Origin of the sequence: Kitasatospora sp. NBC_00315, from assembly GCF_041435095.1 — a bacterium.
Taxonomy (GTDB): domain Bacteria; phylum Actinomycetota; class Actinomycetes; order Streptomycetales; family Streptomycetaceae; genus Kitasatospora.
On record NZ_CP108025.1, the window covers coordinates 6,228,724 to 6,251,321 of the forward strand.

At 74.9% G+C, this 22,598-nt stretch carries 17 protein-coding genes; 3 read left to right on the forward strand and 14 right to left on the reverse strand.

The window, feature by feature from the left end; translation table 11 throughout:
• Window positions 1–28: 28 nt before the first annotated feature.
• Window positions 29–1,486 carry an aldehyde dehydrogenase family protein gene (locus tag OG823_RS25985; RefSeq protein WP_371482279.1) on the forward strand — a complete coding sequence of 486 codons (1,458 nt, stop codon included), beginning with the start codon at window positions 29–31 and terminating at the stop codon, window positions 1,484–1,486.
• Window positions 1,487–1,590: 104 nt separating this feature from the next.
• Here the strand turns inward: OG823_RS25985 and OG823_RS25990 are convergent, their stop codons facing one another.
• On the reverse strand, window positions 1,591–3,417 hold the full coding sequence (locus OG823_RS25990) for a bifunctional UDP-sugar hydrolase/5'-nucleotidase (RefSeq protein WP_371482281.1): 1,827 nt from the start codon (window positions 3,415–3,417) through the stop codon (window positions 1,591–1,593).
• 199 nt (window positions 3,418–3,616) lie between these two features.
• Window positions 3,617–4,288, reverse strand: a complete 672-nt coding sequence (locus OG823_RS25995; protein ID WP_371482282.1) for a LuxR C-terminal-related transcriptional regulator — start codon at window positions 4,286–4,288, stop codon at window positions 3,617–3,619.
• Between the two features lie 204 nt (window positions 4,289–4,492).
• Between OG823_RS25995 and OG823_RS26000 the strand changes: the two genes are divergently transcribed.
• Window positions 4,493–7,630, forward strand: coding sequence for an AAA family ATPase (locus OG823_RS26000; protein ID WP_371482284.1), 3,138 nt, complete (start codon window positions 4,493–4,495; stop codon window positions 7,628–7,630).
• Window positions 7,631–7,738: 108 nt separating this feature from the next.
• Window positions 7,739–9,376 (forward strand): peptidoglycan-binding protein, encoded by a 1,638-nt coding sequence (locus tag OG823_RS26005; RefSeq protein ID WP_371482285.1) that lies wholly within the window; start codon window positions 7,739–7,741, stop codon window positions 9,374–9,376.
• Between the two features lie 130 nt (window positions 9,377–9,506).
• Here OG823_RS26005 and OG823_RS26010 read toward each other — a convergent pair whose 3' ends face one another.
• The 12 genes from OG823_RS26010 to OG823_RS26065 form a co-directional block, all read right to left on the reverse strand.
• On the reverse strand, window positions 9,507–10,316 hold the full coding sequence (locus OG823_RS26010; protein ID WP_371482286.1) for a phage tail protein: 810 nt from the start codon (window positions 10,314–10,316) through the stop codon (window positions 9,507–9,509).
• Window positions 10,313–12,262: a putative baseplate assembly protein gene (locus OG823_RS26015; RefSeq protein WP_371482287.1), complete on the reverse strand. Its 1,950-nt coding sequence runs from the start codon at window positions 12,260–12,262 to the stop codon at window positions 10,313–10,315. Before OG823_RS26015 ends, OG823_RS26010 begins: the two co-directional genes overlap by 4 nt.
• On the reverse strand, window positions 12,262–12,708 hold the full coding sequence (locus tag OG823_RS26020) for a GPW/gp25 family protein (protein ID WP_371482289.1): 447 nt from the start codon (window positions 12,706–12,708) through the stop codon (window positions 12,262–12,264). Before OG823_RS26020 ends, OG823_RS26015 begins: the two co-directional genes overlap by 1 nt.
• A 1-nt stretch (window position 12,709) precedes the next feature.
• Entirely contained in the window at window positions 12,710–13,090 is a 381-nt protein-coding gene (locus OG823_RS26025) for a PAAR domain-containing protein (protein WP_371482290.1), read from the reverse strand.
• A gap of 26 nt (window positions 13,091–13,116) precedes the next feature.
• Window positions 13,117–14,892, reverse strand: a complete 1,776-nt coding sequence (locus OG823_RS26030; RefSeq protein WP_371482291.1) for a VgrG-related protein — start codon at window positions 14,890–14,892, stop codon at window positions 13,117–13,119.
• A gap of 6 nt (window positions 14,893–14,898) precedes the next feature.
• On the reverse strand, window positions 14,899–15,603 hold the full coding sequence (locus tag OG823_RS26035) for a peptidase M23 (protein ID WP_371482292.1): 705 nt from the start codon (window positions 15,601–15,603) through the stop codon (window positions 14,899–14,901).
• A 126-nt stretch (window positions 15,604–15,729) separates the two neighbouring features.
• The gene (locus OG823_RS26040; RefSeq protein ID WP_371482293.1) at window positions 15,730–16,158 is read right to left on the reverse strand and encodes a phage tail protein; all 429 of its coding nucleotides are present in this window, start codon (window positions 16,156–16,158) and stop codon (window positions 15,730–15,732) included.
• A gap of 171 nt (window positions 16,159–16,329) precedes the next feature.
• On the reverse strand, window positions 16,330–16,998 hold the full coding sequence (locus OG823_RS26045; RefSeq protein ID WP_371482295.1) for a hypothetical protein: 669 nt from the start codon (window positions 16,996–16,998) through the stop codon (window positions 16,330–16,332).
• Between the two features lie 2,720 nt (window positions 16,999–19,718).
• Complete coding sequence (locus OG823_RS26050; RefSeq protein ID WP_371482297.1) at window positions 19,719–19,874, reverse strand: DUF6760 family protein; 156 nt, start codon at window positions 19,872–19,874, stop codon at window positions 19,719–19,721.
• A complete protein-coding gene (locus OG823_RS26055; RefSeq protein ID WP_371482298.1) occupies window positions 19,871–20,377 on the reverse strand; it encodes a hypothetical protein in 507 nt (168 codons plus the stop codon). Before OG823_RS26055 ends, OG823_RS26050 begins: the two co-directional genes overlap by 4 nt.
• Window positions 20,374–20,820: a phage tail protein gene (locus tag OG823_RS26060; RefSeq protein WP_371482299.1), complete on the reverse strand. Its 447-nt coding sequence runs from the start codon at window positions 20,818–20,820 to the stop codon at window positions 20,374–20,376. Before OG823_RS26060 ends, OG823_RS26055 begins: the two co-directional genes overlap by 4 nt.
• Before the next feature lie 59 nt (window positions 20,821–20,879).
• Window positions 20,880–22,457, reverse strand: coding sequence for a phage tail sheath family protein (locus tag OG823_RS26065; protein WP_371482300.1), 1,578 nt, complete (start codon window positions 22,455–22,457; stop codon window positions 20,880–20,882).
• Between the last annotated feature and the right edge of the window lie 141 nt (window positions 22,458–22,598).

Genomic DNA, 22,598 nt, shown 5'->3' on the forward strand with positions numbered 1-22,598 from the left:
CGGTGGTGTCGTGGGCGAGAGGGATCAGATGTCCTACTTTACGGAACTGTCGCGGCAGTTCATCGACGGCGAATGGCGGACCGGTTCCGGCACCTGGGACATCGTCGACATCGATCCGTACAGCGGCGACAAGCTCGCCACCATCACCGTCGCCACCGTGGACGAGATCGACGACGCGTACCGCGCGGCGGAGCGCGCGCAGCGGTCCTGGGCCCGGGTCAACCCGTACACCCGGCGGCTGGTGTTCGAGCGCGCGCTGCGGGTGATCGAGGAGCGCGAGGCCGAGATAACCGAGGCGATCATCGCCGAGCTCGGCGGTACGGCGCTGAAGGCCGGCTTCGAACTCGCCCTGTCCAAGGACATGTTGCGCGAGGCCACCCAGCTCTCGCTGCGCGCGGAGGGCCGGATCCTGCCCTCGCCGGTGGACGGCAAGGAGAACCGTCTCTACCGGCTGCCGGTCGGCGTGGTCGGGGTGATCAGCCCCTTCAACTTCCCGCTGTTCCTGTCGCTGAAGGCGGTCGCGCCGGCGCTGGCGCTGGGCAACGCCGTGGTGCTCAAGCCGCACCAGAACACGCCGGTGGTCGGCGGCACCCTGATCGCCAGGATCTTCGAGGAGGCCGGGCTGCCCGCCGGTCTGCTGAACGTGGTGGTCACCGACATCGCCGAGATCGGCGACGCCTTCATCGAGCACCCGGTGCCCAAGGTGATCTCCTTCACCGGCTCCGACACCGTCGGCCGGCACGTCGCCACGGTCGCCGCGGGGCACTTCAAGCGGACCGTCCTGGAGCTCGGCGGCAACAGCGCCCTGATCGTGCTGGACGACGCGGACCTCGACTACGCGGTGGACGCGGCGGTGTTCAGTCGGTTCGCGCACCAGGGGCAGGTCTGCATGGCGGCCAACCGGGTGCTGGTCGACCGCAGCGTCGAGCAGGAGTTCACCGAGCGCTTCGTGGCCAAGGTCGCCTCCCTGAAGGTCGGCGATCCCAGGGATCCGGCCACCCACATCGGCCCGCTGATCAACGCCAACCAGGCCGAGGCGCTCACCGCCGAGGTGGACCGGGCGGTCGCGGCCGGCGCCACCGCGCTTCTGCGCGGGCAGACCGTCGGCACCCTGATGGACCCGGTGGTGCTGGGCGGCCTGCCGGACGGTGACCCGATCCTGCGGCGCGAACTCTTCGGCCCGGTGGTCCTGGTGGTGCCCTTCGACGGCGAGGACGAGGCGGTGCGGATCGCCAACGACACCCCGTTCGGGCTCAGCGGCGCGGTGCACACGGCGGATGTGGAGCGAGGGGTCCGGCTGGCGCAGCGGATCGAGACCGGCATGATCCACATCAACGACGGCACCATCCACGACGAGCCGGTGGTGCCGTTCGGCGGCGAGAAGAACTCCGGGGTGGGCCGGCTGAACGGTGAGGCCACCGTGGAGGCGTTCACCACGGTGAAGTGGATCTCCATCCAGCACGGGCGCAGCCGCTTCCCGTTCTGACACTCCGGCCGGGTCGCCACCCCCTGTGGGGGCGGCGACCCGGCCGGCGGACCGCCAGTGATGGGCCGGGGGTGGGCCGGGGCCCGGCCCACCCCCCAGGGTGCCTAGAAGACCGGCACGCCGGCGCGGACCAGGCGCCAGGACACCGAGGCGAAGTCCGCCGGGTCGATGACGCCCTTGGCCTTCACCCAGGCGATCATCGTGTTGCGGATCTCGTTGGAGTCAGCCCAGACCGACGTGGCCGCCGCGACGTGCGGGAAGTTGCCGCCGCCGTTCGCCCGGTAGTTGTTCACCGCGAGGACGAACTGCGCGGCCGGGTCGACCGCCTTGCCGTCGTAGGAGAGGCCGACGATCCGCGAGCCGACCGGCTGCGAGATGTCGATGTCGTAGGAGACCCCGTACAGCGAGTCGTAGTTGTAGTCGGGTGTGCTCTGCTGGTTGGTCAGCGTCTCCAGCACCACGGGCGCCCCCGGGGCCAGCTGCGCGAAGTACTTGGCCGAGAACTCCAGGTAGTCCTTGATCTGGGCGCCGGTCAGGATGCGCGCCTCCAGGGTGTTCTCGTAGATGTACAGGCCGGCCGCGTCGCGCAGCTTGACCTGCCCGGCCGGGATCAGCGCCGTCCGGTTGAAGGGCGCGGCCTGGGCCAGCACCGGCAGGTTCGCGTACGACGTGGAGGCGAGGGCGGCCTTCACCGTGTCGGCCTGCACCCGGCCGATCAGGTCGATGATCGGGGTGTCCTTGAACGGCGCCTCGGCGATGGAGAGTTCGGTCTTGCAGGTGCCGATCACCTGGTTGACGTACTCGACCACCTTCTTGTGCTGGGCGGAGAGCGCGTCGACGATCTCCGGGTCCTCCGCCACCGTGTTGGAGTTCAGCACCCGGGAGGAGAGCGAGACGAGCGTCCAGGAGCCGTTGTCGAACTCCACCTCGAAGTCGAAGCAGGTCAGGCGCTGGCCCCAGCAGAGCGGCTCGGAGAGCACCACCGTCCTACCGGTCTGCTTGTTGACGATCAGGCGCTGGGCCACCTCCTTGTGGGTGTGGCCCACCAGCACCGCGTCGATGCCGGCCACCGTCTCGGCCATCTCGCCGGACGCGTCCTCGGGCCAGGGCAGCTGGTCGCCGTAGGTGGTCGGCTCGTCGATGCCTGAGTGTGCCGACACCACGATGATGTCCGCGCCGGCCGCCTTCATCCGGGGCACGTACTTCGCCGCCATCTCGACGATGCCGGGGAAGACCATCTTGCCCGAGACGTTGGCCTTGTCCCAGATCGCGATGCCCGGGTTGGTCAGGCCCAGGATGCCGACCTTGAGCGGGCGGCCGTGGCCCAGGTGCAGCTCCTTGATGACGTACGGAGTGAACGCGGGCTTCTCGTTCTTGGCGTGCAGCGCGTTGGCGCCCAGCAGCGGGAACTCCAGCTGCTCCTCGAAGGCGCGCAGGGTCGGGATGCCGTAGTTGAACTCGTGGTTGCCGAGCGCCGCCGCGTCGTAGCCCATCAGGTTCATGGCCAGGGCCATCGGGTGCTCGGGGGCGGTGTCCGCGTCGGTGGCGATCGGGTCGACCCGGGCGTAGTAGTACGTCAGCTGGGTGCCCTGGATCATGTCGCCGGCGTCGATCAGCAGGGTGCGGTCCCAGCCCTTGTCCTCGCGGACCTGGTTGGCGAGGGTGGAGATCTTGGCCAGGCCGACGTCGTTGTGCGCCTTGTCCGCGTAGACCGCGTCGGTGAAGTAGTCCCAGTTCAGCACCCGGCCGTGCAGGTCGGTGGTGCCCATGACGGTGAAGGCCTGCTTCTTCTGGTCCTTCTTCTTGCCCTGCTGGTCGGCGCCCGCGGCCGCGGCCGGGGAGGCCGCGGCCACCGAGGCGCCGCCGGCCAGGGCGGCGCCCGCGGCGGTCGCGGCGGAGCGGGTGACGAAGTCACGGCGGTTCAGAGGCATCAACGGCTCCAGGGGGACGTGCGGGCAGACGGATCGTCAAACATATGTGACGCGCGTAGAGGAACGCGCGTAGAAGTGTGCCCCGTGACGGCCCCGCGCCGATAGACCCCGGACGTTTCCAACAGGTGAGATCTTGGCGACCCCGCGATGGCCGCGGGCACCGGAGGGTGGCCGCCCCCGCCGCCCGGGCCGGGCGCGGCTAGATGTAGCCCTCGCGCAGCGCGTGCGCGACCGCGTGCGCCCGGTTGCGCAGGTGCAGCCGGGTCGTCAGGCCGTGCAGGACGTTCTTCACCGTCCGCTCCGAGTACGAGAGCTTCGAGGCGATCTCGGCCGTGTCCCAGCCCTCCGCGACCAGTCGCAGGATGTCCGACTCCCGCTCCGAGATCCCCGGCGGGGTGAACCCGGGCAGGCCCTGGACACTGCGCTGCAGTCGCCCCATCTGCACGATCAGCCGGCCCAGCAGGTCGGCCGGCAGGTCGCCGTCGCCCCGGGCCGCGGCGAGCACCGCCTGGCCGAGCCGGGGCGCGGTCGCCTCGCGCCGCCACAGGATCGCCGCGACCCCGCACTCCACGGCCTCCAGCAGCTCCGCCTCGCGCATCCGCTCGACCACCAGGACGACCCGGACCTCGCCGCCGCGCACCAGCCGGCGCAGCGTCGCCGTCACCGTCGCGTCCACCGTCTCGGCCAGCATCACCGCCACCGCCCCGGGACCGGGCGACGGCTCCTCGGCGAGCCGGACCGCGGCGCACTGCTTGAGCTGGCTGACCGCACCGGCCCGCGAGATCGGGTCCGCCGCGTGGACGACCACCGGAATCCGGACCCCCGGCCGTACACCGCCGCGGACCACGCTCTCGGCCTGCAGGACACTCATGGCTCCCCCTTCTGGATGCCCGGCCCGACGGCGCCCGGCCGCGGCCGCCCGAACGACGGTCCGCATGTGCCTGACACCCGGGTGGGCCCACCTGTGACAAAGGGCCGGCGCCGACAGCACCCCGCCCCGTACCCATGCTCACCGCAGCCCGGGCCGCCGGGCCATCGTGGTGCACCACGAGATCGGGCGGCCCTCCGCCACCGGGTGCGACGAAGCTCACAGCCCCCGTTGGGGCGCTGGTGCAACGTCAAGGTCACCGAGCACGTGGAGGTGAGGAGCAGGCCGTCCGGCCCGCTGACCGCCGCCGTCTCGACCGGGGGGACCACGATGATCGGCACCACGACCACGGGCACCACGAGCACCGGCGGCGCGACCACGAGAAACCACCGGGCTCAGGCCCCCCTCCCCGCCCCGGCCGGACGGCCGGGGCCGGCCGACCGCCGGGAGCCACTGGCCCGCGCGGACGCCATGGCCGAGCGGGCCCGGCAGGGGCAGGGCGGCATCCTGCTGCTCACCGGCGCCGCCGGGACCGGCCGCAGCGCCCTGCTCACCGCCGTCGCCGACCGGCACGCGCGCGACGGCATGACCGTGTTGTGGGCGCGCTGCTCCGCGGACGAGTCGGACCGCGCGTACGGCGTCGCCCGACAGCTGTTCAACCCCGGCGCCCGGGACCGCGTCCCGGCCGCCCGCGCGCCCGCCGACCCCGGCCGGGCCGGGCCCCCGCACCGGGCCCCCGCACCGGAGAGCGACCTGTGGGAGCTGCTGCTGCTGCACGCCTCGCACGGCCCGGTGCTCCTCGCCGTCGACGACGTCCAGCTGGCCGACGCCCCCTCCTGGCGCTGGCTGCACCAGGTCGGCCGCCGGATCGACCGGCTGCCGGTGCTCCTGGTCGTCACCGAACGCCGCCAGCACGAGCTGCGCGCCCCGCTGGCCCGCTTCGGCCGCACCCTGACCGCGCCGCTCGCCCAGTCCTGCCGGATCGGCCCGCTCGGCCGGCCCGCCGTCGCCGAGCTGCTCACCGGCCGCCTGGGCGCGCCCGCGCCCCGGCGACTGCTCGACGACTGCGTGGCGGCCACCGGCGGCAACCCGCTGCTGCTGGAGGCCCTGCTCACCGACCTGGACGCCCTGCCCGCCGGAGCCGCCGCACTGCCGCCGAGCTGCGCCGGGCTGCCGACCGGGGCCTTCCTCGACGCCGTCGACCTCTGGCTGCACAGCGCCGGACCGGAGGCGGCCACCGCCGCCCGCACGCTGGCCCAGCTGCAGGACCACCGGATGGGACCGGGCCACCACCCCGGCCCGGAGTCGGAGTCGGAGTCGGAGTCGGAGTCGGAGTCGGACACCCCCACGGCGGCCGACCTGGCCGAACTCACCGGCGCCGACCCCGAACGGCTGGCCGGCTGGCTGGCCGGGCTGGCGGCCCAGGGACTGCTGCACACCCGGCCGGGCGGCGAGCGCCCCCGGTTCGGCCACCCGCTGCTGCGCGAAGCCGTCCTGGCGGGCTGGCGGGCGCCCCGCCGGGCCGAGGCGCACCGGGCCGCCGCCCTCCTGCTGCACCGGCGCGGCGAACCGGACGAGCTGGTCGCCGCCCACCTGGTGCACGCCCCCGGACCGGGTGTCCGGTGGGCCGCCGACGTGCTGTTCGGCGCGGCCCGCGCGGTCCGGCGCGCGGGCCGCCCCGACCGGGCCGCGGCCCTGCTGCGCCGCGCCCTGGACGAGCCGCTCCCGGCCCGCCGCCGGGGCGCCACGCTCACCGAACTCGGCTGCCTGGAGATCTCGCTGGGCGCCGCCCGGCACGCCGCGGGCATCCGGCACCTGGCCGAGGCGGTGCACCTGGAACAGTCCGACGAGGGCGTCTTCGCGGCGGCGAACGCGCTCGGCGCCGCCCTCGCGGCCCAGGGCGAGACGGCCGCGGCCCTGGAGGTGCTGGAACAGCTCGCCGAGCGCTTCGCCGGCCGGGAGGACCTCACCCGGGCCGTCCAGGCCGCCGCCGCCCTGATCTCCTCGCACGACGGGAACAGCTGGCTGCAGGTCGTCCAGGGGCTGCGCCGGCTCGCCGCCCGCACACCCCGGCCGATCGCACCGGCCGCCCGGGCGCTGCTGACCGAGTTCGACTCGACCAGCGGGCTGCTGTCGGCCGCCGAGGTGGAGCGGCGGGTCCGGGAGCTGACACAGGCGCCGTCCGAGCCGTTCTCCCAGCACTACGTGCTGGCCTCGGCCGCCACGCTGGCCCAGTGGGCGGACTGCCTCCCGGAGGCCGACCGGCTGGTGGAACAGGGCCTGGCCGCGCACCGCGGACCACTGCTGCACTCCGGCTACCAGTGCCTGCTGAGCGTGCGGGCCGAGAGCCGGGTGATGCGCGGGGAGTACGAGCCGCTGCTCGACGAGCTCCGGGCGCTGGGCCGGGAGGCCGGGACGCGGGGCTCCGGCGGGGCCGGGAGCGCGGACGCGGGGGAGGACGGCGGCTGCCTCGCGGTGCTCTCGCTGGGCAACGCCCACCTGGTGGCGCAGGCCGTCATCGCGCTGACCGAGCTGGGCCGCCCGGCGCAGGCCCGGGAGCTGGCCCGCCACGCCGAGGCGGTTGGCGCGCACGGCTCGTGGGAGTGGAACGAGTACCTGTACGCGCGGGGCCTGCTGCACCTCGCCGTCGGCCGCCCCGCCACGGCGCTGGAGGACCTGCTGGAGTGCGGCCGGCGCCAGCGCGAACGCCAGGTGGAGAGCCCGATCGTGACCCCCTGGCGCTCGGCGGCGGCCGACTGCCAGGTGCTTCTCGGCCTGCCCGGACCGGCCGTCGCGCTGGCCACCGAGGAGCTGCGGCTGGCCGAGATCTGGGGTACGCCCCGGACGATCGGCCGGGCGATGCGCGCGCTGGGCGCGGCCACCGGCGGCCGACAGGGTCTGGAGAGCGCCGGGGGAGCGGTGGACCTGCTGCGCACCGCGCAGGTGGAGACGGAGCTGATCCCGGCGCTGCTCACCCTCGGCCGGATGCTCGGCGCAGCCGGGCGCCGGGCCGCCGCGCGGCAGACCCTGCGCGAGGCCGCCACCCGGGCCGAGCGGCTGGGCGCGACGCGGCTGCGGACGGCCGCGGAGGACCTGTTGCAGGAGACCGGTGCCCGGCTGACGAAGGAGCGGCACACCGGGGCCCCCGCGCTGACCGGCAGCGAGCAGCGGATCTGCCGGCTGGCGGTCGCCGGGCACTCCAACGGCGAGATCGCGGCCATGCTGCACCTGGCGGTGCGGACGGTGGAGACCCATCTGACCAACAGCTTCCGGAAGCTGGGCGTCCGGCGGCGGGCCGAGCTGGCGGGCCGGTTCGAGCCGCCGGAGGGCCCGCAGGACCTCTGAGGACGCGCCCGGCGGCGGACCGGTTGCCCGCAAGGGCAACCGGCACTGCCCCCGGGGGCGCCCCGGTGGCCGCTGACACCCCGTCCGGTCGGCGCCTAGAGTCCGGCGGTGAGCATCTGGACTTCCCTAGAACCCGCGTCGGCCACGGTGGACGCAGGCGGCAGCACCGGCGTCACCCTGCGGGTGCGCAACACCGGTGACGTCGTCGAGGAGTATCGCGTCGCCCCGCTGGGCGACCCCGCGCGCTGGCTGCGGGTCGAGCCGGCCACGCTGACGCTCTACCCCGGTACCACCGGCACGGTGGAGCTGGTCCTCACCCCGCCGCGTTCGCCGGAGGCCGTCGCGGGGCCGCACCCGTACGCCCTCCAGGTCATCCCGGCCGAGCAGCGGGAGGCCACCACGGTGGTCGAGGGCGTCGTCTCGGTCGCGCCGTTCACCGAGCTGCACGCCGAGCTGGTGCCGCCGACCTGCCGGGGCCGGTTCCGGGGCCGGCTGCGGCTGGCCGTCGACAACCTGGGCAACTCGCCGGTGACCGCGGTGCTGGCCGGCCGCGACAGCGGGGACCAGCTCGACTTCGACGTACGCCCCTCCTCGGTGCAGATCGAACCCGGCCGGGCGGTGTTCGGCACGGTCGTCGTCAAGCCGCGGCGGATCCGCTGGAGCGGCGGCAGCGAGACCGTGCCCGTCACGCTCGCCGTGCAGCGCCCGGGTGTCGAACCGCTGATTCTGGAGGGCACCTACCTCAGCCGGGCGGTGCTGCCCGGCTGGGCGGCCGGCGTACTGGGCGCGGTGGCCGCGCTGACGCTGGCCTGCGTCGCCCTGTGGCTCACCGCCGCGCCCTCGGTGGCCGGCAGGGCGAAGCCCGCCACCCCGGTGGCGCTGCAGCCCGCGGGCGCCCCGATCGCGGCCGAGACGCCCCCGCTCGCACCGGCGCCCGGCGAACCGGCCCCGGCGGCACCGGCCCCCGCCGATCCCGGCACCGGGCCGGGCGCCGGCGGCGGTGGCGGCGGCGCCCAGGCCGGCGGGTCCTCCTCCGGCGGTGGCGGCGGCTCCTCGTCCACCGGTGGTGGCGCAGGCGGGGGCGGTGCCGCGCCCCCCGCGCCCGTCGTACCGGCGGCCCCGGCCCGGGCCGCGCTGCCGATCAAGGCGGGGGACAAGACCCCCAACCTCTTCGTGCTCTTCGCGCAGGAGCGGCTGAAGCGGCTGGACGCGACCAATCCGTGCCGGCTTGCCAAGCCCGTCACGGCGGGTGTGATGGACGCCAACACGGTCGAGCAGGTCGGCTGCTTCCAGCAGGCCACCGACCGGCACGGCGGGCGCACCCCGGCCGGCACCCTGGTGGCGACCGACAAGCTGGGCAACCTCGGCCGTTCGACGCTGGCCGGGCTCTGGATGTGGGACGTCATCGGCGACACCGCGAAGATCGGCCCCGGGAAAACCACCTGGGAGGTGTTCGCCACCAGGGCCGCCCTGCGCTGGGCCGACCAGAGCCAGCTGAGCGCCGCCGACCTGGACGCCGACGCGGACAACGTCCGTAAGCTGATCGCGAGTTGGAACACCAAGGCCGCGCTGCCGACCGCTTCGTACGACGCCGTGAAGCTGGCGGACGCGCTCACCCGCTACCAGGGCGACCAGCCGAAGGCGGCGGGCTCGACCGGCACCGCCCTGACCGCGCTGATCTCCGGCTGGGTGAAGGACCAGACGGTGCCCGGCGAGGTGCAGCCCACCGCCTGGCCCGCACCCTAGGGCCCGGGCCGAACAGCGGTGGGGAACGGCTGCGGCCGGGGAGGCGTCCACGCTCCCCGGCCGCAGCCGTTCTCGCTCCCGTTCTCGTGCCCGGGACTGTGCTCGTTGCCGGTGCCGGTGCCGGGGCCGCTCAGTCGTACGACAGCTCGACCCGGTGGGCCACGTGGGCCGGCCGGTGCTCCTCCACCAGGGCCTCCACCCGTCGCAGCAGCATGCCCCGGACCGTTGCGGCGGCGGCAGAGTGGGCCGTGACCGGGCCGGTCGGGACCTTGGTGACCGAGATCCGGTCGGCCGGGAGCCCGGCGGCCGTGACCCGGCCGGTCCGGACCGGGCCCGTCGCCGTCGCGGTCGTCCCGTCGGTCGCGGTCGCGGTCGCCGTCGCCGTCGCGGTCGTCCCGTCCGTCGCCGTCGTCCCGTCCGGAGCCTCGGAGCCGGTCGTTCGGCCGTCCCCCGCCGCCGGTACCCGGACCCGGACCAGCAGGGCCTGCCGGGGCGAGCCGGGCAGCGGACCGTTCGGAGTGGCGGACCAGTGCGCCCCGCCGCTGTCGGTGACCTCCGCCTCGACGCCCAGCAGGCGCAGCTGCGCGGCCAGGCCGGCCGTCGTGCCGCGCAGCCGGTGCACCCGGACCGCCTCGGCCACCGCCACCCGGCGCCGCTCCGGCGGCTGCTCCCGGGCGCCGTCCGCGGCGACCCAGCCGGCCAGCCAGTCCACGAAGTCGGTCGGCGCCAACCGCGGGTCCCAGTAGGCTTCCAGACAGTCCAGCACGGCGAACACCGGGGCCAGCACGTCGTCGAAGGCCCCGACGAACCGCCCGGTGAACTCACCCTCGGCGTACACCTCGGGCAGCCGGCCGGCCAGCGGCCGGGGAGAGGCCAGGCCGTCGACGGCGTGGCGCCCCCCGCCCGGCCGCTGCGGGCCGCTGCCCGTCCCCCCGCTCACAGCTCCTCCACCCGGACCTGGTGCTGGAAGGAGAACACCAGCGCGTTGCGGTCCAGGTCGACCCGGTCGCCCGGCACACCCCGCTCCCCGGTCAACGGGTTGGCCGGGAACAGCTTCACGTCGTCGACCAGTTCGACCCCCGGCAGACGCTGCAGCACCGCGTACGCCTCGCCGGCCTGCACCGGGCGGCCGAACGGCCAGCCCCTGCCGTCGGCCCCGCCCGTCAGCGGGTTCAGGTAGCGGTACAGCGCGTCCAGGGCCCGTTCGCGCACCTGGCCGGTCGCGGTGCCGCGCCTGGCCATCAACCGGGCCACCACCGTCACCCCCTGGTAGAAGGGCGGCTCCACCACCAGCCGGGCGCCGATCGGGCGGCGCTCGTCCAGGTACCGGGCGATGTCGGCCAGCATGTCGTCCGGCGGGACCATCTGCTCGAAGCGCAGCCGGTCGCCGGTGTCCGCCACCGCCGACGGCACCACCAGCACCCGCACCCCGCCGTCCTCGGCCCCGCTGCCCGCCGGCAGGGCGAGGATCCGCGCCGCCGAGGGCGCCGCCCGCCGGGCCAGCAACTCGTAGTCCGCCGCCGTCACCGCCCGGTCCTGGGTCCGCAGGTACATCGGCCCGCGCTCCATCGCACCCTGCACGCTCTCGCCGTCCACCCCGCCCGCCGCCGCCTCCCGGTTCTCCACCCGGGCCACGTACGGCACGGAGCTGCGCACCACCGACAGCGCGCCCCTGGCCACGTTTCCGCGCCGCCCGCCGCCGGTGCGGTAGCGCACCACCCGCAGCCGCGCGCCCTTGGGCGGCACCGCGCCGTAGCGGCGCAGCGAACCGTCCGGCTCCCGGACGGCGGGCCCGAACGCCAGCTCACCGGCCGTCCGGTCGACGGTGAAGCACCGCTGGTCCGCCCCGCAGTCCCCGAAGGACTCCACCTCGCCCCAGCTCTGCCAGCCGTCGTCCGAGGAGACCTCCACGGTCAGCGGGCCGTCACCGCCCAGCATCGGTGCGTGCGCCACGGTGAAGCGCTGGCCCGGGGTGCCCTCCGACTCGCCGATCGACTCCCCCTCCACGCTCTGCGCGTTGACCGCCCCCACGGTGGCGCCGACGGTCGCCGCCGACACGGCCCGTACCGTCGGCGAGGCCGCGTAGAACGGCTGACCCGGCCGGGCGGGCACCGTCCGGCAGCGCAGCCAGCCGGCCCGCTGCCCCGCCACCGTCGCCAGCGCGTGTCCGCCGGGGACGTGCAGCACCACCTCGCCCGGCCGGTTCAGGCCGCCCGTACCGTCGCTGTCCACCTCGCACGGCAGCCAGCTGTCACCGTCGTACGCCTCCCAGAGCAGCGGGGGCTGGCGCGGGTCCACACCGACGCCCTCGACCCGGCTGTCCAGCCGCAGCAGCACCGCGCAGTGCGGCACCGCCGCCGAGAGCCCGACCAGCAGCTGGTCGCCGACCTGCGGGACGTCCGCGAAGCACTGGACGTCCTGTCCGGCCTGCAGCCCCTCCGTGCGGTCGACCGGCCGGCCGTCCGCCACCCTGGTCAGCAGATGGCCGAACTCGCAGGGATTGATCGCGAGTTCGTCCGTGGTGGCGAAGACGATCCGGTCGTCGTGGCCGGTGCTCAGCGTCGACACCTCGGTGCCCGCCCGCAGCCGGAGCTGGACGGGCTGCGGCGCCGACAGCCAGAACGTCACCTCGGCGCGGGCCGCGGTCGCCGGGAACAGCGTGACGCCCACCAGGTCCAGGAAGGCCAGGTAGCTCTTCTCCGGCACCCGGTTCAGCCGGTAGAGCAGCTGGTCGGTCATGTGCGCGAACGCCTCGACCAGCGTCACCCCCGGATCCGAGACGTTGTGGTCCGACCACTCCGGGCAGCGCTGCTGGATGAACCGTTTGGCCTCGTCCACCAGGTGCTGGAAACGGCGGTCGTCGAGATGGGGGGAGGGAAGGGCCATCAGCGGTAACTCTCCTGAACGGACTGCGCGCCGGCGCCGGTCGGCGACGGCTCGTGCGCGGGGATCACGTAGAACGGGAACACCAGGCTGCGAGGGTTGTTGGTGCCCCGCACGGTGTAGTGGACGTCGATGTAGAGGGTGCCGCCGTCCGCGCTGTCCAGCGCCACCTCCACGGCGTCGACCAGGATCCGCGGCTCCCACCGGTCCAGCGCCCGCCGCACCTCGTACGAGATCCGCCCGGCGGTGTCCGCGTCCGCCGTCGCGAAGACGTAGGCGTGGATGCCGCAGCCGAACTCCGGGCGCATCGGCCGCTCGCCGGGCGCGGTGCCGAGCACCAGCCGGATCGACTCGGTGATCTCCTTGTCCCGGTCGACCAGCGCGATCGACCCGGTCGCGTCGACCCGCAGCGGGAACGCCCAACCCGCGCCGACGAACTGCTCCGGCATCTCAACGCCCCCCGACGAACACGGTCGGCGCCCCGCTGCTCACCGAGGCCTGGCAGGTCAGCCGGTCCCCCTTGCGGGCCGCCGGGAAGCCGCCGATCAGCACCCGGCCGGTGACCGGCGCCGCGAGCGCGGGCAGCGCCAGGTTGTTGGTCAGTGTCAGCGTCATCGGCATGTGCAGCGAACAGGTGTGCACCGTGCCGACGACGGCCGCCGGCCGGCCGCCGATCCGCACCGAGGGCACCCCGAGCAGCGGCCCCGGATTCACCGGCAGCGCGGGCAGTGCCGCGCCGCCGGGCGGACCGACGGTGCCGGTGGGAACCCCGGGCACCACGGGGGTGTAGGTGTGGCTGGTGGTGTCGCCCAGCCTCGCCGCCTGCGGCATCGGTCACTCCTCGATCGGACGGAACGTCAGTTCAGGTGGATGGTGGCGGCCTTGACCGTGACGTCGGTGCCGCCGTGGACCGAGACGCTGCGCCCCTTCAGGCTCAGCTCCCCGTTGCCGGCGTCCAGCGTGATCCCGTCGCCTTTGACGGTGATCCCCTCGGCCGCCGTCACCGTCACCGCCCCGTCGCTGTGCACGGTGATCTCGGTGCGCCGGCGGTCCAGGTGGACGGTCAGCCGGTCGTCGCCCGTGCGCAGCCGGATGCCCTGCTCGGCGTAGAGCGAATCCAGCAGCTCCAGCCGGTCCCCGCTGCGGGAGGCCAGCGAGCGGCGGTTGACCCGGCCGTACCCGTCGGTCAGCGGCAGCGTGTCGGGGGAGGGCCGGTCCAGCCCGTTGTAGAGTCCGCCGATCACGTACGGGCGGTCCAGCAGGCCCTGCTCGAAGGCCACCAGCACCTCGTCCCCGATCTCCGGGCAGATCAGTCCACCGCCGCGCACCCCGCCCAGCTGGACGGTCCGTGCCCAGTCGCTGACGTACGCCTCGCCGCCACCCGAACTATCGGACAGCCAGGGGAACTTCAGCTTCACCCAGCCCTGCTTCTCCTGCTCCCGGTAGCCCGAGAGCGGTGTCTCGCCGGCCTTCATCACGTCCACCACCACGCCCGTCGCGACCGAGGGGATCCGGGGGGAGCGCGCCTGCGCCGAGGCTCCGGAGGCCAGCCCGTACAGGCTGCGGTCCTGGCGCCCGCTGACCGTGAGCCGGGTCTCGTACCCGATCCCGAGCAGGTCGGTGTGCACCGCCGACGTGATCGTGTACTTCCCGTCGAACGGCGCCCCCGCACTGCTCAGCGCCACCGGCACCCCCACCCGCAGGTGCGGATTGCCGCGGACCGTGATCTCCAGCTCGCCCAACGCGCCGGCGGTGTCGGCCGCCAGCGCGGCGGACACCGCGGTGGCCTCCGCCGCCGTGCGGTACGGCACGTCCGCCACCAGCATCCGGGCCGGCCCGAAGGCCGCGACCGCCTGCTGCGGGGTGACGCCCAGCTGGAGCTCGGTACTCGGGGTCACCGCGGTGTCCGCCACCACCGCCTCCTTGCGCGTGACGTCCCAGCCGCGCACCTCCACCGTCGAGACCTGCCCCACCGAGGAGACCGCCGCACGCACCGCCAGCACGTTCTTGCCCAGCTCCAGCACGTACGGGCTCTGCTCCGGGCGGGTGGACAGACCCGGCGCCGACGTCGCCGGGACGGGATCGCGGAAGTGCAACAGGCCGTCGGCCACCACCAGTTCCCGGCCGTTCTCCACCGCCAGGGTGCGCAGGAACTCCCAGTCGGACACGTTCGGCTGGGTCAGGTACTCGTACACCGTGCCCGTCGCGTCCACCGTGCCCAGCGGCACACCCGCCGCCGTCGCGAGCTGCGTCACCACCTCGGACGCCGTGCTGTTGCGGTGGCCCGCGATCCGCCGTCCCCGCTGCAGGCGGTGCGAGACGTCCAGGGCCCGGATCGTGGTGAAGCTGCCCGTGCCGTCGAACTCGGCCTCCAGGGCGACCACCTCACCGGCGAACAGCGGAAGTTGGGCGGTCTCATCACCGGGCTTCACCTGCACGGTGAACCTGCCGCCCACCCGGATGCCGGTCTGCGCCAGCAGATCACGACCGGGGTCGAGAAAGCGCACCACGGCGACCGCGGGCAGCCCGCCGCTCTCCTCGACCCGGACCTCCGTCGGCATCCTCGGCCAGGGCGCCGGCAGCGGCCCCGGACAACCGATCACGAAGGCGTTGGTGTTCGCACCCAGCGACATGACCCGCTACCCCGCCCTCAGCTCGGAGGCGGCCGGCACCAGCAGCTCCGCACCCGGTCGCAGCCGCATCGGATCCTCGACGCCGTTGGCCTCCGCGATCACCCGCCAGGCCGTCGAGTCCCCGTACTCCTGGTGGGCCAGCAGCTCCAGGCTGTCCCCCGCCACCAGGCGGTGCACCCGGCGCGCGTCGATCGCACCCGAGGTCGGGTTCTGGCCCGGCGTGGGCTCCCCGGACTCCGTCACCTCCACCTGGCAGGTCGCGCGCAGCGGACGGCCGCTCGGGTCGAAGAGCGAGTACGTCGCGCTGACACTGCCGAGATAGCCGAAGAACTTCACGCTCTCGAACGATCCCCAGGCGAACATCACCCGGGGCGCGCACGGCGCCTTCGCCGCGATGCTGGCCGGCGTGGGGGCGCACCAACCGAGCAGCGTCTCCACCGACTTGGCGACGCTGTCGTCCCGGGTGGCGGTGGCGTCCAGGAACAGCTCCACGCCGAGCCGGCGCGGCGCCGCGCCGACGAACTCCGGGACGCCGGTCTCCTCGCCGCCCCGGATGAGGTTCTGCCGCCACTGCGCTCCCTTGCTCAGCGACAGCGTGTTCGGGTTGAACTGGAACCTGATCTCCGGCCCGAACCGCCCGCCGGGCTGGGCACCCGGTTTGGGTGGCGGCTCGTAGGCGGTCAGGGTGGCCTTCGTCGGTGTGCTCTGCATGGGGTGCGTCTCCTTGGTCCGCTGCGGCAGTTGCTCCGGGGGTGTCCGGCTGATCCGGTGTGCGGGGCGGATGGGGGGAGGCTCGGTCCGGTGTGCGGGACCGCGCCGGCGAACTGGCGGGAGGGATCAGAGGAACCCGTGGTGGGCCAGTTCGATGCTCTCGGTGGCGGCCTCGGAGCGGGCCGGGTCGAAGGAGGGCCCGGTCCAGCGCACCACGATCACCTCGCGCAGCGCCCACGTGGCCAGCACCGGACCGGCCCCCAGCATCGGTGTCAGCGCGGTGATCTGCGCACTGCCCCGGGTGACCTGGGTGGGCAGCGTGGCCAGAAACCGGGAGACCTTCGCGGTGTCGGGCGTCAGGCCCCGGGAGAGCGTCACGTTCGGGTACGTGATCCTGGTCGGCAGCTGCCAGACGAAGCCGTTGTTGCCGCCCTCGGCCCGCTGCTCGACCTCCACCTGGGCGCCGAGCCCGCTGCACGTGGTGAAGTCGCCCAGGTCGATCCCGCTGATCTGCAGCTGGAAGTGGACGCTGGTGCCGGGGTAGGGGAGGGTCACGGTCGGGATCTTCCTGTCATCGGTGGGGCGGGTCGTGCGGGTACGGCTGGCGGGTCGCGTGCGGTGGGTGCGGTGGGTGCGGTGGGTGGGACGCGTGCGTCGGGTCGGATGGAGCGGGCCGCGCCGGTCGCTCGGGCGGGGCGGCCCGGACGCCCGGGCCCGGGTGCGCCGTCAGCGTCCGCCGTCCAGCAGTCGGCCGCCGCGCTCCCGGCCGAGCCGCAGCTCCGAGCGGAACAACCTCCCCAGCGGCTCGGCCAGCTTGCGGGCCAGGTCGTCCAGGTGTCCGCGCTCCAGCGCGTCGAGCAACTTCGCCGGATCCACCGGGGCGGCCGGCGGATCCGGCTGCCACGCGGCGCCCGGGGCGGCCGCGGTCGCACCCCGGGGTGTCCCGCCACCGCTCGGGGCCGGGCGGCCGAAGAGGTCGACGGTCGTGGCACCGGTCGACCGGGTGGGCGCCGGCTGACCGCCCTGACCACCCTGACCGCCCTGACCGCCCTGACCGCCCTGACCACCCTGAGTGGCCGGGGACGGCGACGCCGGGCGTCGCTGCACGACCATCGGGCCGGCCTCGACCGCCACGGGCAGCCGTGGGGCGATGGTGGGCAGCGCGGACGGCGGTACGGCCGCCGGCCGGACCAGCGGCGTGGACGGGACGGGCAGAGCGTTCGGGGTGGCCGGGGTGCCGGCCGCAGCCGCGACCGGGGAGGCGGTGGCTGAGGTCGAGCCGGCCGCGGACGAGGCGCTGGAGGTGGAGGCTGCGCGCTGCAGGGACGGCAGCGAGGTCGCGGCGGGCGGAGGGAGGACAGGAGACGGAGACGGAGGAGAAGGCGCGGAGGGCACGGAGGGTACCGAGGGCGTGGTGGCGCCCGCGACCGAGCGGGGCACCGGTGGACCGGTGGTCGCACCCCGGCGGGTCGGAGCGACCGAGGGCAGTACCGCGGGGGGCGACGCGGGCGCGGCGGGCCTCGCCGAGCGTTGGACGGGCGCGGCTTCCCGGGCCGTTCGGGGCGCGGGGGCGGACACCGGCCGGGGAGCGGGGGAGTGTCCGGCCGCGCCCGGGACGGGCGCCGGGTACGAGGACACGCCGCCCGGTGAGGGCACGCCGCCGGGTGAGGGCACGGCGACCGAGGGGGACACATCACCCGAGGAGGACACGGCGACCGGGCCGGGCCGGAGGGTCGGGTGAGCTTCCTCCCGGACGGCCCGACGGTCGCCGCCGACCGACGCCGGGGCCGCTCGCCGCAAGCGCTGGACGAAGCGCCGTCCTGCCCCCGTTCCTGTTCCTGCTCCGGTGCCTGCTCCCGTGCCGCTTCCGGGCCCGGGGCCCGGGGCAGTCGGCCCGACGGAGCTGGCCGAGCGTGGCGCGGCCGGGGCCCCGGACGTCGTTGCCGGGGCGCTCGGTTCGCCGTGTTCGGTGGCGCGAGCACCGCGCGGGCGGCGGGGTGCGGACGCGTCGGTACCGGAACGGCGCGGGGCGAACCGGGGTGTCCGGCCGCCCCGCTCCCGGCCGCCGCCTGCCTCGCCCTGCGGCGCGGCGGACGCGGCCGGGCCGGGCGGTGTGCGCCGCCCGGCCCGCTGGACCGCGGAAGCTGCGGGAGTCGTAGGAGGCCGGGTTCGTTCGGTGCCCGACGCCGCGTCCACGGGCACCGCCGGCGGCCGGACCCATCGCAGCGGGACCACGGCGGGACCGGTGACCGTCGGTGGGGCGAAGGCCGCCCCCGCAGCGCCCCCCGCTGACACCCGAGGGGACAGCGGACGGTCCGCCAGCAGCTGGACCACCCGGACGGGCGGCAGCGACCCGGCCGGGCCCGTACCGGCCTTCACGGTGGCCGTCCCGTCGGTGGCCGGGGGGTGCACGGCAGGGGCCGGCTCGACGAAGTCCGACCGCGCGCTCCGGGTCGGGCCCGGTACGGACGCCGGTCCACGGGCGGGCGCCGTCGGCGTCACGGCACGTTGGACCGCGGGTGCGGGTGCGGGTGCGGGTGCGGGTGCGGCGGCGGTAGCGGGGGCGCGGGTCGAGGTGGGGGCGGGTACGGGGGCCCCTCCGTTCGTCCGTCCGGACAGCAGCGGCTGCGCCGGGGCCGCCGTCGCCAAGGGAGCCGCCGTGGGCGGCAGTGCGGGCAGCGGTTCGCCCAGACCGGTCCGCCGGTGGGCACTGCGCTGGACCGGACCGACCGCACCGGCCGGCCCGGTCGGCGGCCCCGCAGCGCCGGACCGGGTGGGCACCGCCGGTGTCGCCGACCCTGTCACCGGCGACGAGCCGGACGACGAGCCAGACGACGAGCCGGACGACGAAGGAGCCGACGAAGGAGTGGCGGCCGGCCCGGTGGGTGCCCCGGGCCCCCCGAGCGTGCTGCGTACCGGCTCCGCGGGCCCCGGCTGCGCGGGAGCGGTGGGGTTTCGGCGCGGTGGCGCGGTCGAGGGCCCGGGCAGCGGCTGGAGCCGACGCAGCTGGGTCGGCGCCCCCTGCGCGGACACGAGCGGGCGCGCAGGGGACGCCGGCCGACCGACCGCCCCGGGGACGGCGGCACGCTGCACCGCGAGCCTGGGCAGCACGTCCGCCGGGGCCGGAGCGGCCACCGCCTTCGACCGTTGCGCCATCGCAGGCGTCACGCGGGGCGTCACAGGAGGCGTCACGAGAGGTGTCACCAGGGGCGCTGCCGCCGAGGCTCGGGCCTGCGGCTGTGCCACCCCGGGCGCGGACGGACGGGCCGGCGGCGCGGTTGCGACCGCACCGCCGCCGGGAGCCTGCGGCCCGCCCACGCGTGCCCCGACCGCCTGCGCGGCCTGTACCGGCGCGGTGGTCGGCAGCTGCGGCGTCTGCACCCGCGCGGTCCGCACCGGCGGGGCGCTCGGGGGCGAGGCGTTCACCGCTGGCGGGCGCGGCGGTGTCGGGCGCGCCGATGCCGGGTGCGGCGAGGGCGCGTTCGCCGGCGTGGTGTCCGTCCAGGCGGTGTCCGCCCGGGCGGCGCCGGTCGGCCGGAGCACGGCGCGCCGCGGTGCCGGTCGCCCCGCCGCGCCGGTCCGGCTGCCGGGTGCACGTCCGGCGGCGGTGCCCGCCGCGGCGGGCGGACCGCTCCGTACGTCCGGGCCGCCCGCGAGGGTCGGGGACTGCGCTCCCGCCGACGGGCCCGCCGCACCGGCCTCGGACCCGCCCGTCTCGTCGGGCCGGACGAGCGGCAGTGCTCCGCCGCCCGCCCGCTGCACCGCCGTGCCGGGTACCGGACGCAGCAGGCCGTGCAGGACGCCCGACGGCGCCTGCGCGCTCACCAGGTGTCCCAGGCCGCCGTGGAACATCGGATTCCGACGGGTCGCCAGACCGTGCTCGAAGCGCGCCGGGTCGCTGAGCAGCGCGGCGTCCGAGGCCGTCCGCTGCACGGTCGGCAGGCGGCGCCAGTCGTCCTGCGTCGTCCGACCCCCGGGCTCGGGAGCGGGGCCCGCCGGAGCCGTCCCCGGTACGTCCGCCGGGTCCGGGCCCGCTGCGGCCGTGGCAGCCGCAGGGTCGTCCGTCGGGCGCTGTCGCCGCCCCAGCCGGTCCCGCAGTGCCACGTTCCTCACTCCTACCCTTCGTTGACGCGCGTGTTGATCCGGGCGATCTCCTGCACCCAGCGGATCCGGTCCGGATGGGTCAGGTCGAGCAGCCGGTCCTGCTCCCAGTGGAAGTGGTAGGCGATGTACGCGATCTCCTCGTACAGACGGTCGGTCGCGTACGTCACGATTCCCCCAGGCGCCCCCCGGCGAGGTCGACCTCGAAGGGGGATTCGCAGGACGGACAGGTGACCGCCGCGCGGGTGTGCCCCTCCGCGTTGATCCGCCGGTAGAAGTCCTGGAGGAAGGCCAGGTCGGAGGCGAACAGCTCCTCCACCACCGTCCCGCCGGGGTCCGTGACGGCACCGATCCGGGTGATCACCGAGCCGAGCAGGACGACCGTCAGGTACGCCGGGTTGTTCTTCACCCGCATGTCGACCAGCGGCATCAGTTCGTCCCGTGCGGTGGCCAGGCGCATGGCGCCGTGCCGGTGCAGGGTGCCGTTGGCGTCCAGGTAGCCGCGCGGCAGTTCGAACTCGAACTCGGTCCGGAACCGCTCCGGCGGGGCCGCCGCCGGAGCGGGCCGACCGGAAACCGGCGGGAGGGCGAACTGATCCTGCTGCTCCGCCTGTTGCGCGTCGTCGGCCTCGTCCGGGCGGGCGGCGGGGCCGGTCAGGGTGCGGCGCCTCACTTGAGGTCGACGTCCTCGAACACGACGGTGACCTTCTCCAGCGCGGGCTGGGACTCACCGGCCTTGAGGGTCGGACCCTCCCACTTCTTCACCCAGGCGTTCTTCAGGTTGATCGTGCGCACCGCCTGGTTGGCCGCGTCCCTGATCACGATCGACAGGGACTGCCGGGCGGTGGCGACGTTGCCCCGGATGAAGGACTCCTCCAGCCAGTTGGTGAGGGTGGGGCTCTGGCCCAGGCCGCGCGAGATGACGACCTCGCCGCCCTTGCGGGCACCGGCCAGCTTGCGGACCAGCAACTGGCCCGTCCTGGTCACCTCGTAGTGGTCGATCGAGTCCATCTCGAAGGAGAGACCGGAGATCTCCTGGACGGTCTCGACCTCGTAGGCACCCAGCTGGATGCTGAAGATGTGGGTCGCGATCGGGTTGCCGGCTGCCTGGGGCATGCGGGGCTACCGCCTTTCTGTGGTCGGTGTGCGGGGAGTCGGGTGGGGGAGCCGGGGCGCTATTCGTTCACCAGGCTGGTGCTGTCGGAGAACTGCGCCAGCCTGAAGACCACGAACTCGGCGGGCTTCACCGGGCAGATGCCGATCTCGCAGACGACCTGCCCCAGGTCCACCGACTCCGGCGGGTTGGTCTCCGCGTCGCACTTCACGTAGAACGCCTGCTCCGCCGTGGCGCCGAAGAGCGCGCCACGGCGCCACTCCTCCATCAGGAAGGCCGAGATGTCGCGCCGGATGCTGATCCACAGCAGCTCGTCGTTCGGCTCGAAGACCGTCCACTGGGTGCCCAGGAGGATCGACTCCTCCAGGTAGTTGAACAGCCGACGGACGTTGATGTAGCGCCAGGCCGGGTCGGAGGCCAGGGTCCGGGCGCCCCACACCCGGATGCCGCGCCCGGGGAACGCCCGGATGCAGTTCACGCCGATCGGGTTCAGCAGGTCCTGCTCGCCCTTGGTGACGTTGGTCTGCAGGTCGATCGCCCCGCGCACCACCTCGTTCGCCGGGGCCTTGTGCACCCCGCGCTCGGTGTCGTTGCGGGCCCAGATGCCCAGCAGGTGGCCGCTCGGCGGAACGAACCGGTTCTGGCCGCTGGCCGGGTCGAACACCTTGATCCACGGGTAGTACAGCGCCGCGTACTTGGAGTCGTAGCCGGCGCCCTCCTGGCGCCACTCGCGCACCTGGCGGGGCGTGAGCTCGGGCAGCGGGTCCAGCACGGCGACCCGGTCGCCCATCAGCTCGCAGTGCGTGATCATCGCCAGCTGGACGGCCTTGACGCCCTCGGCGTCGATCAGGCCCTGCTGGTGCGCCGCCATCAGGTCGGGCACCGCCAGCATGGTGATCTCGTCGATCGCCTCCAGGCCGGCGAAGCCCGTCCGGGCCTCCGCGTCACCCACGTACTCGGCGGCCGAGATACCGGTCGGGACCACCTCGGCCGGCGCGGCGGGCACCGTCAGGGTCAGCGTCTGCTTCTGCGGCCGGGCCAGCGCGCCCGTACCGGCCGCCGCCTCCTCGACCAGGACCAGCGCGGAGCGCTCCCGCACCTGCGTCACCACGTAGTTGCGGGCGCTCTTCTTCGCCGAGACGTCGAAGGACTCGGCCGGGCGGCCTGCCTGCTGGACCACCAGCTTGAAACGGTCCTCGGCCGGCGCGTCGCCGTCCGCGTCCGCCACCTCGACCGTGACCTCGCCCTCGATCCCGGCCCGGGCCGCGATCCGGAAGGACCCGAGCGCCACCGGCTCCCCGGTGGCCGGCTCCTTCGCGCCGCCCCGCGGGCCCTTCGCCAGGGCCGCCTTCGCCGCGCCGCCCTCACCGCCGACCTCCGCGCCGACCCGGACCACGTACGCGATGCCGCCGCCGTTCGCGAAGTACCCGTACACCGAGTGCGCGAGGTACGAGCCCTCGACGAACCCGCCGAACAGCTGGACGTACTGGCTCCAGGTGGTCACCAGACTCGGCGAGTGGAACGGCCCCTTCTCGGCGAACCCGACGAAGGCGGCCACGGACGTCCCGACCCCCTCGATCGGACGGGGTCCGCTGTGGACCTCCTCCACGTACACCCCGGGCGACAGGTACTGCGGCATGCTCGGCGCTCCTTCGACGACTGCTCTTCCACCACACAGCCTGTCCGTCCGCGCCCCGCCTGAGAACGGCCGCCCGTCACCCGCCGGGGGCAGGCCCCGCTGCCCGATCGGGCAGCGGCGCGGGCCCCGCCACCCCGCGCG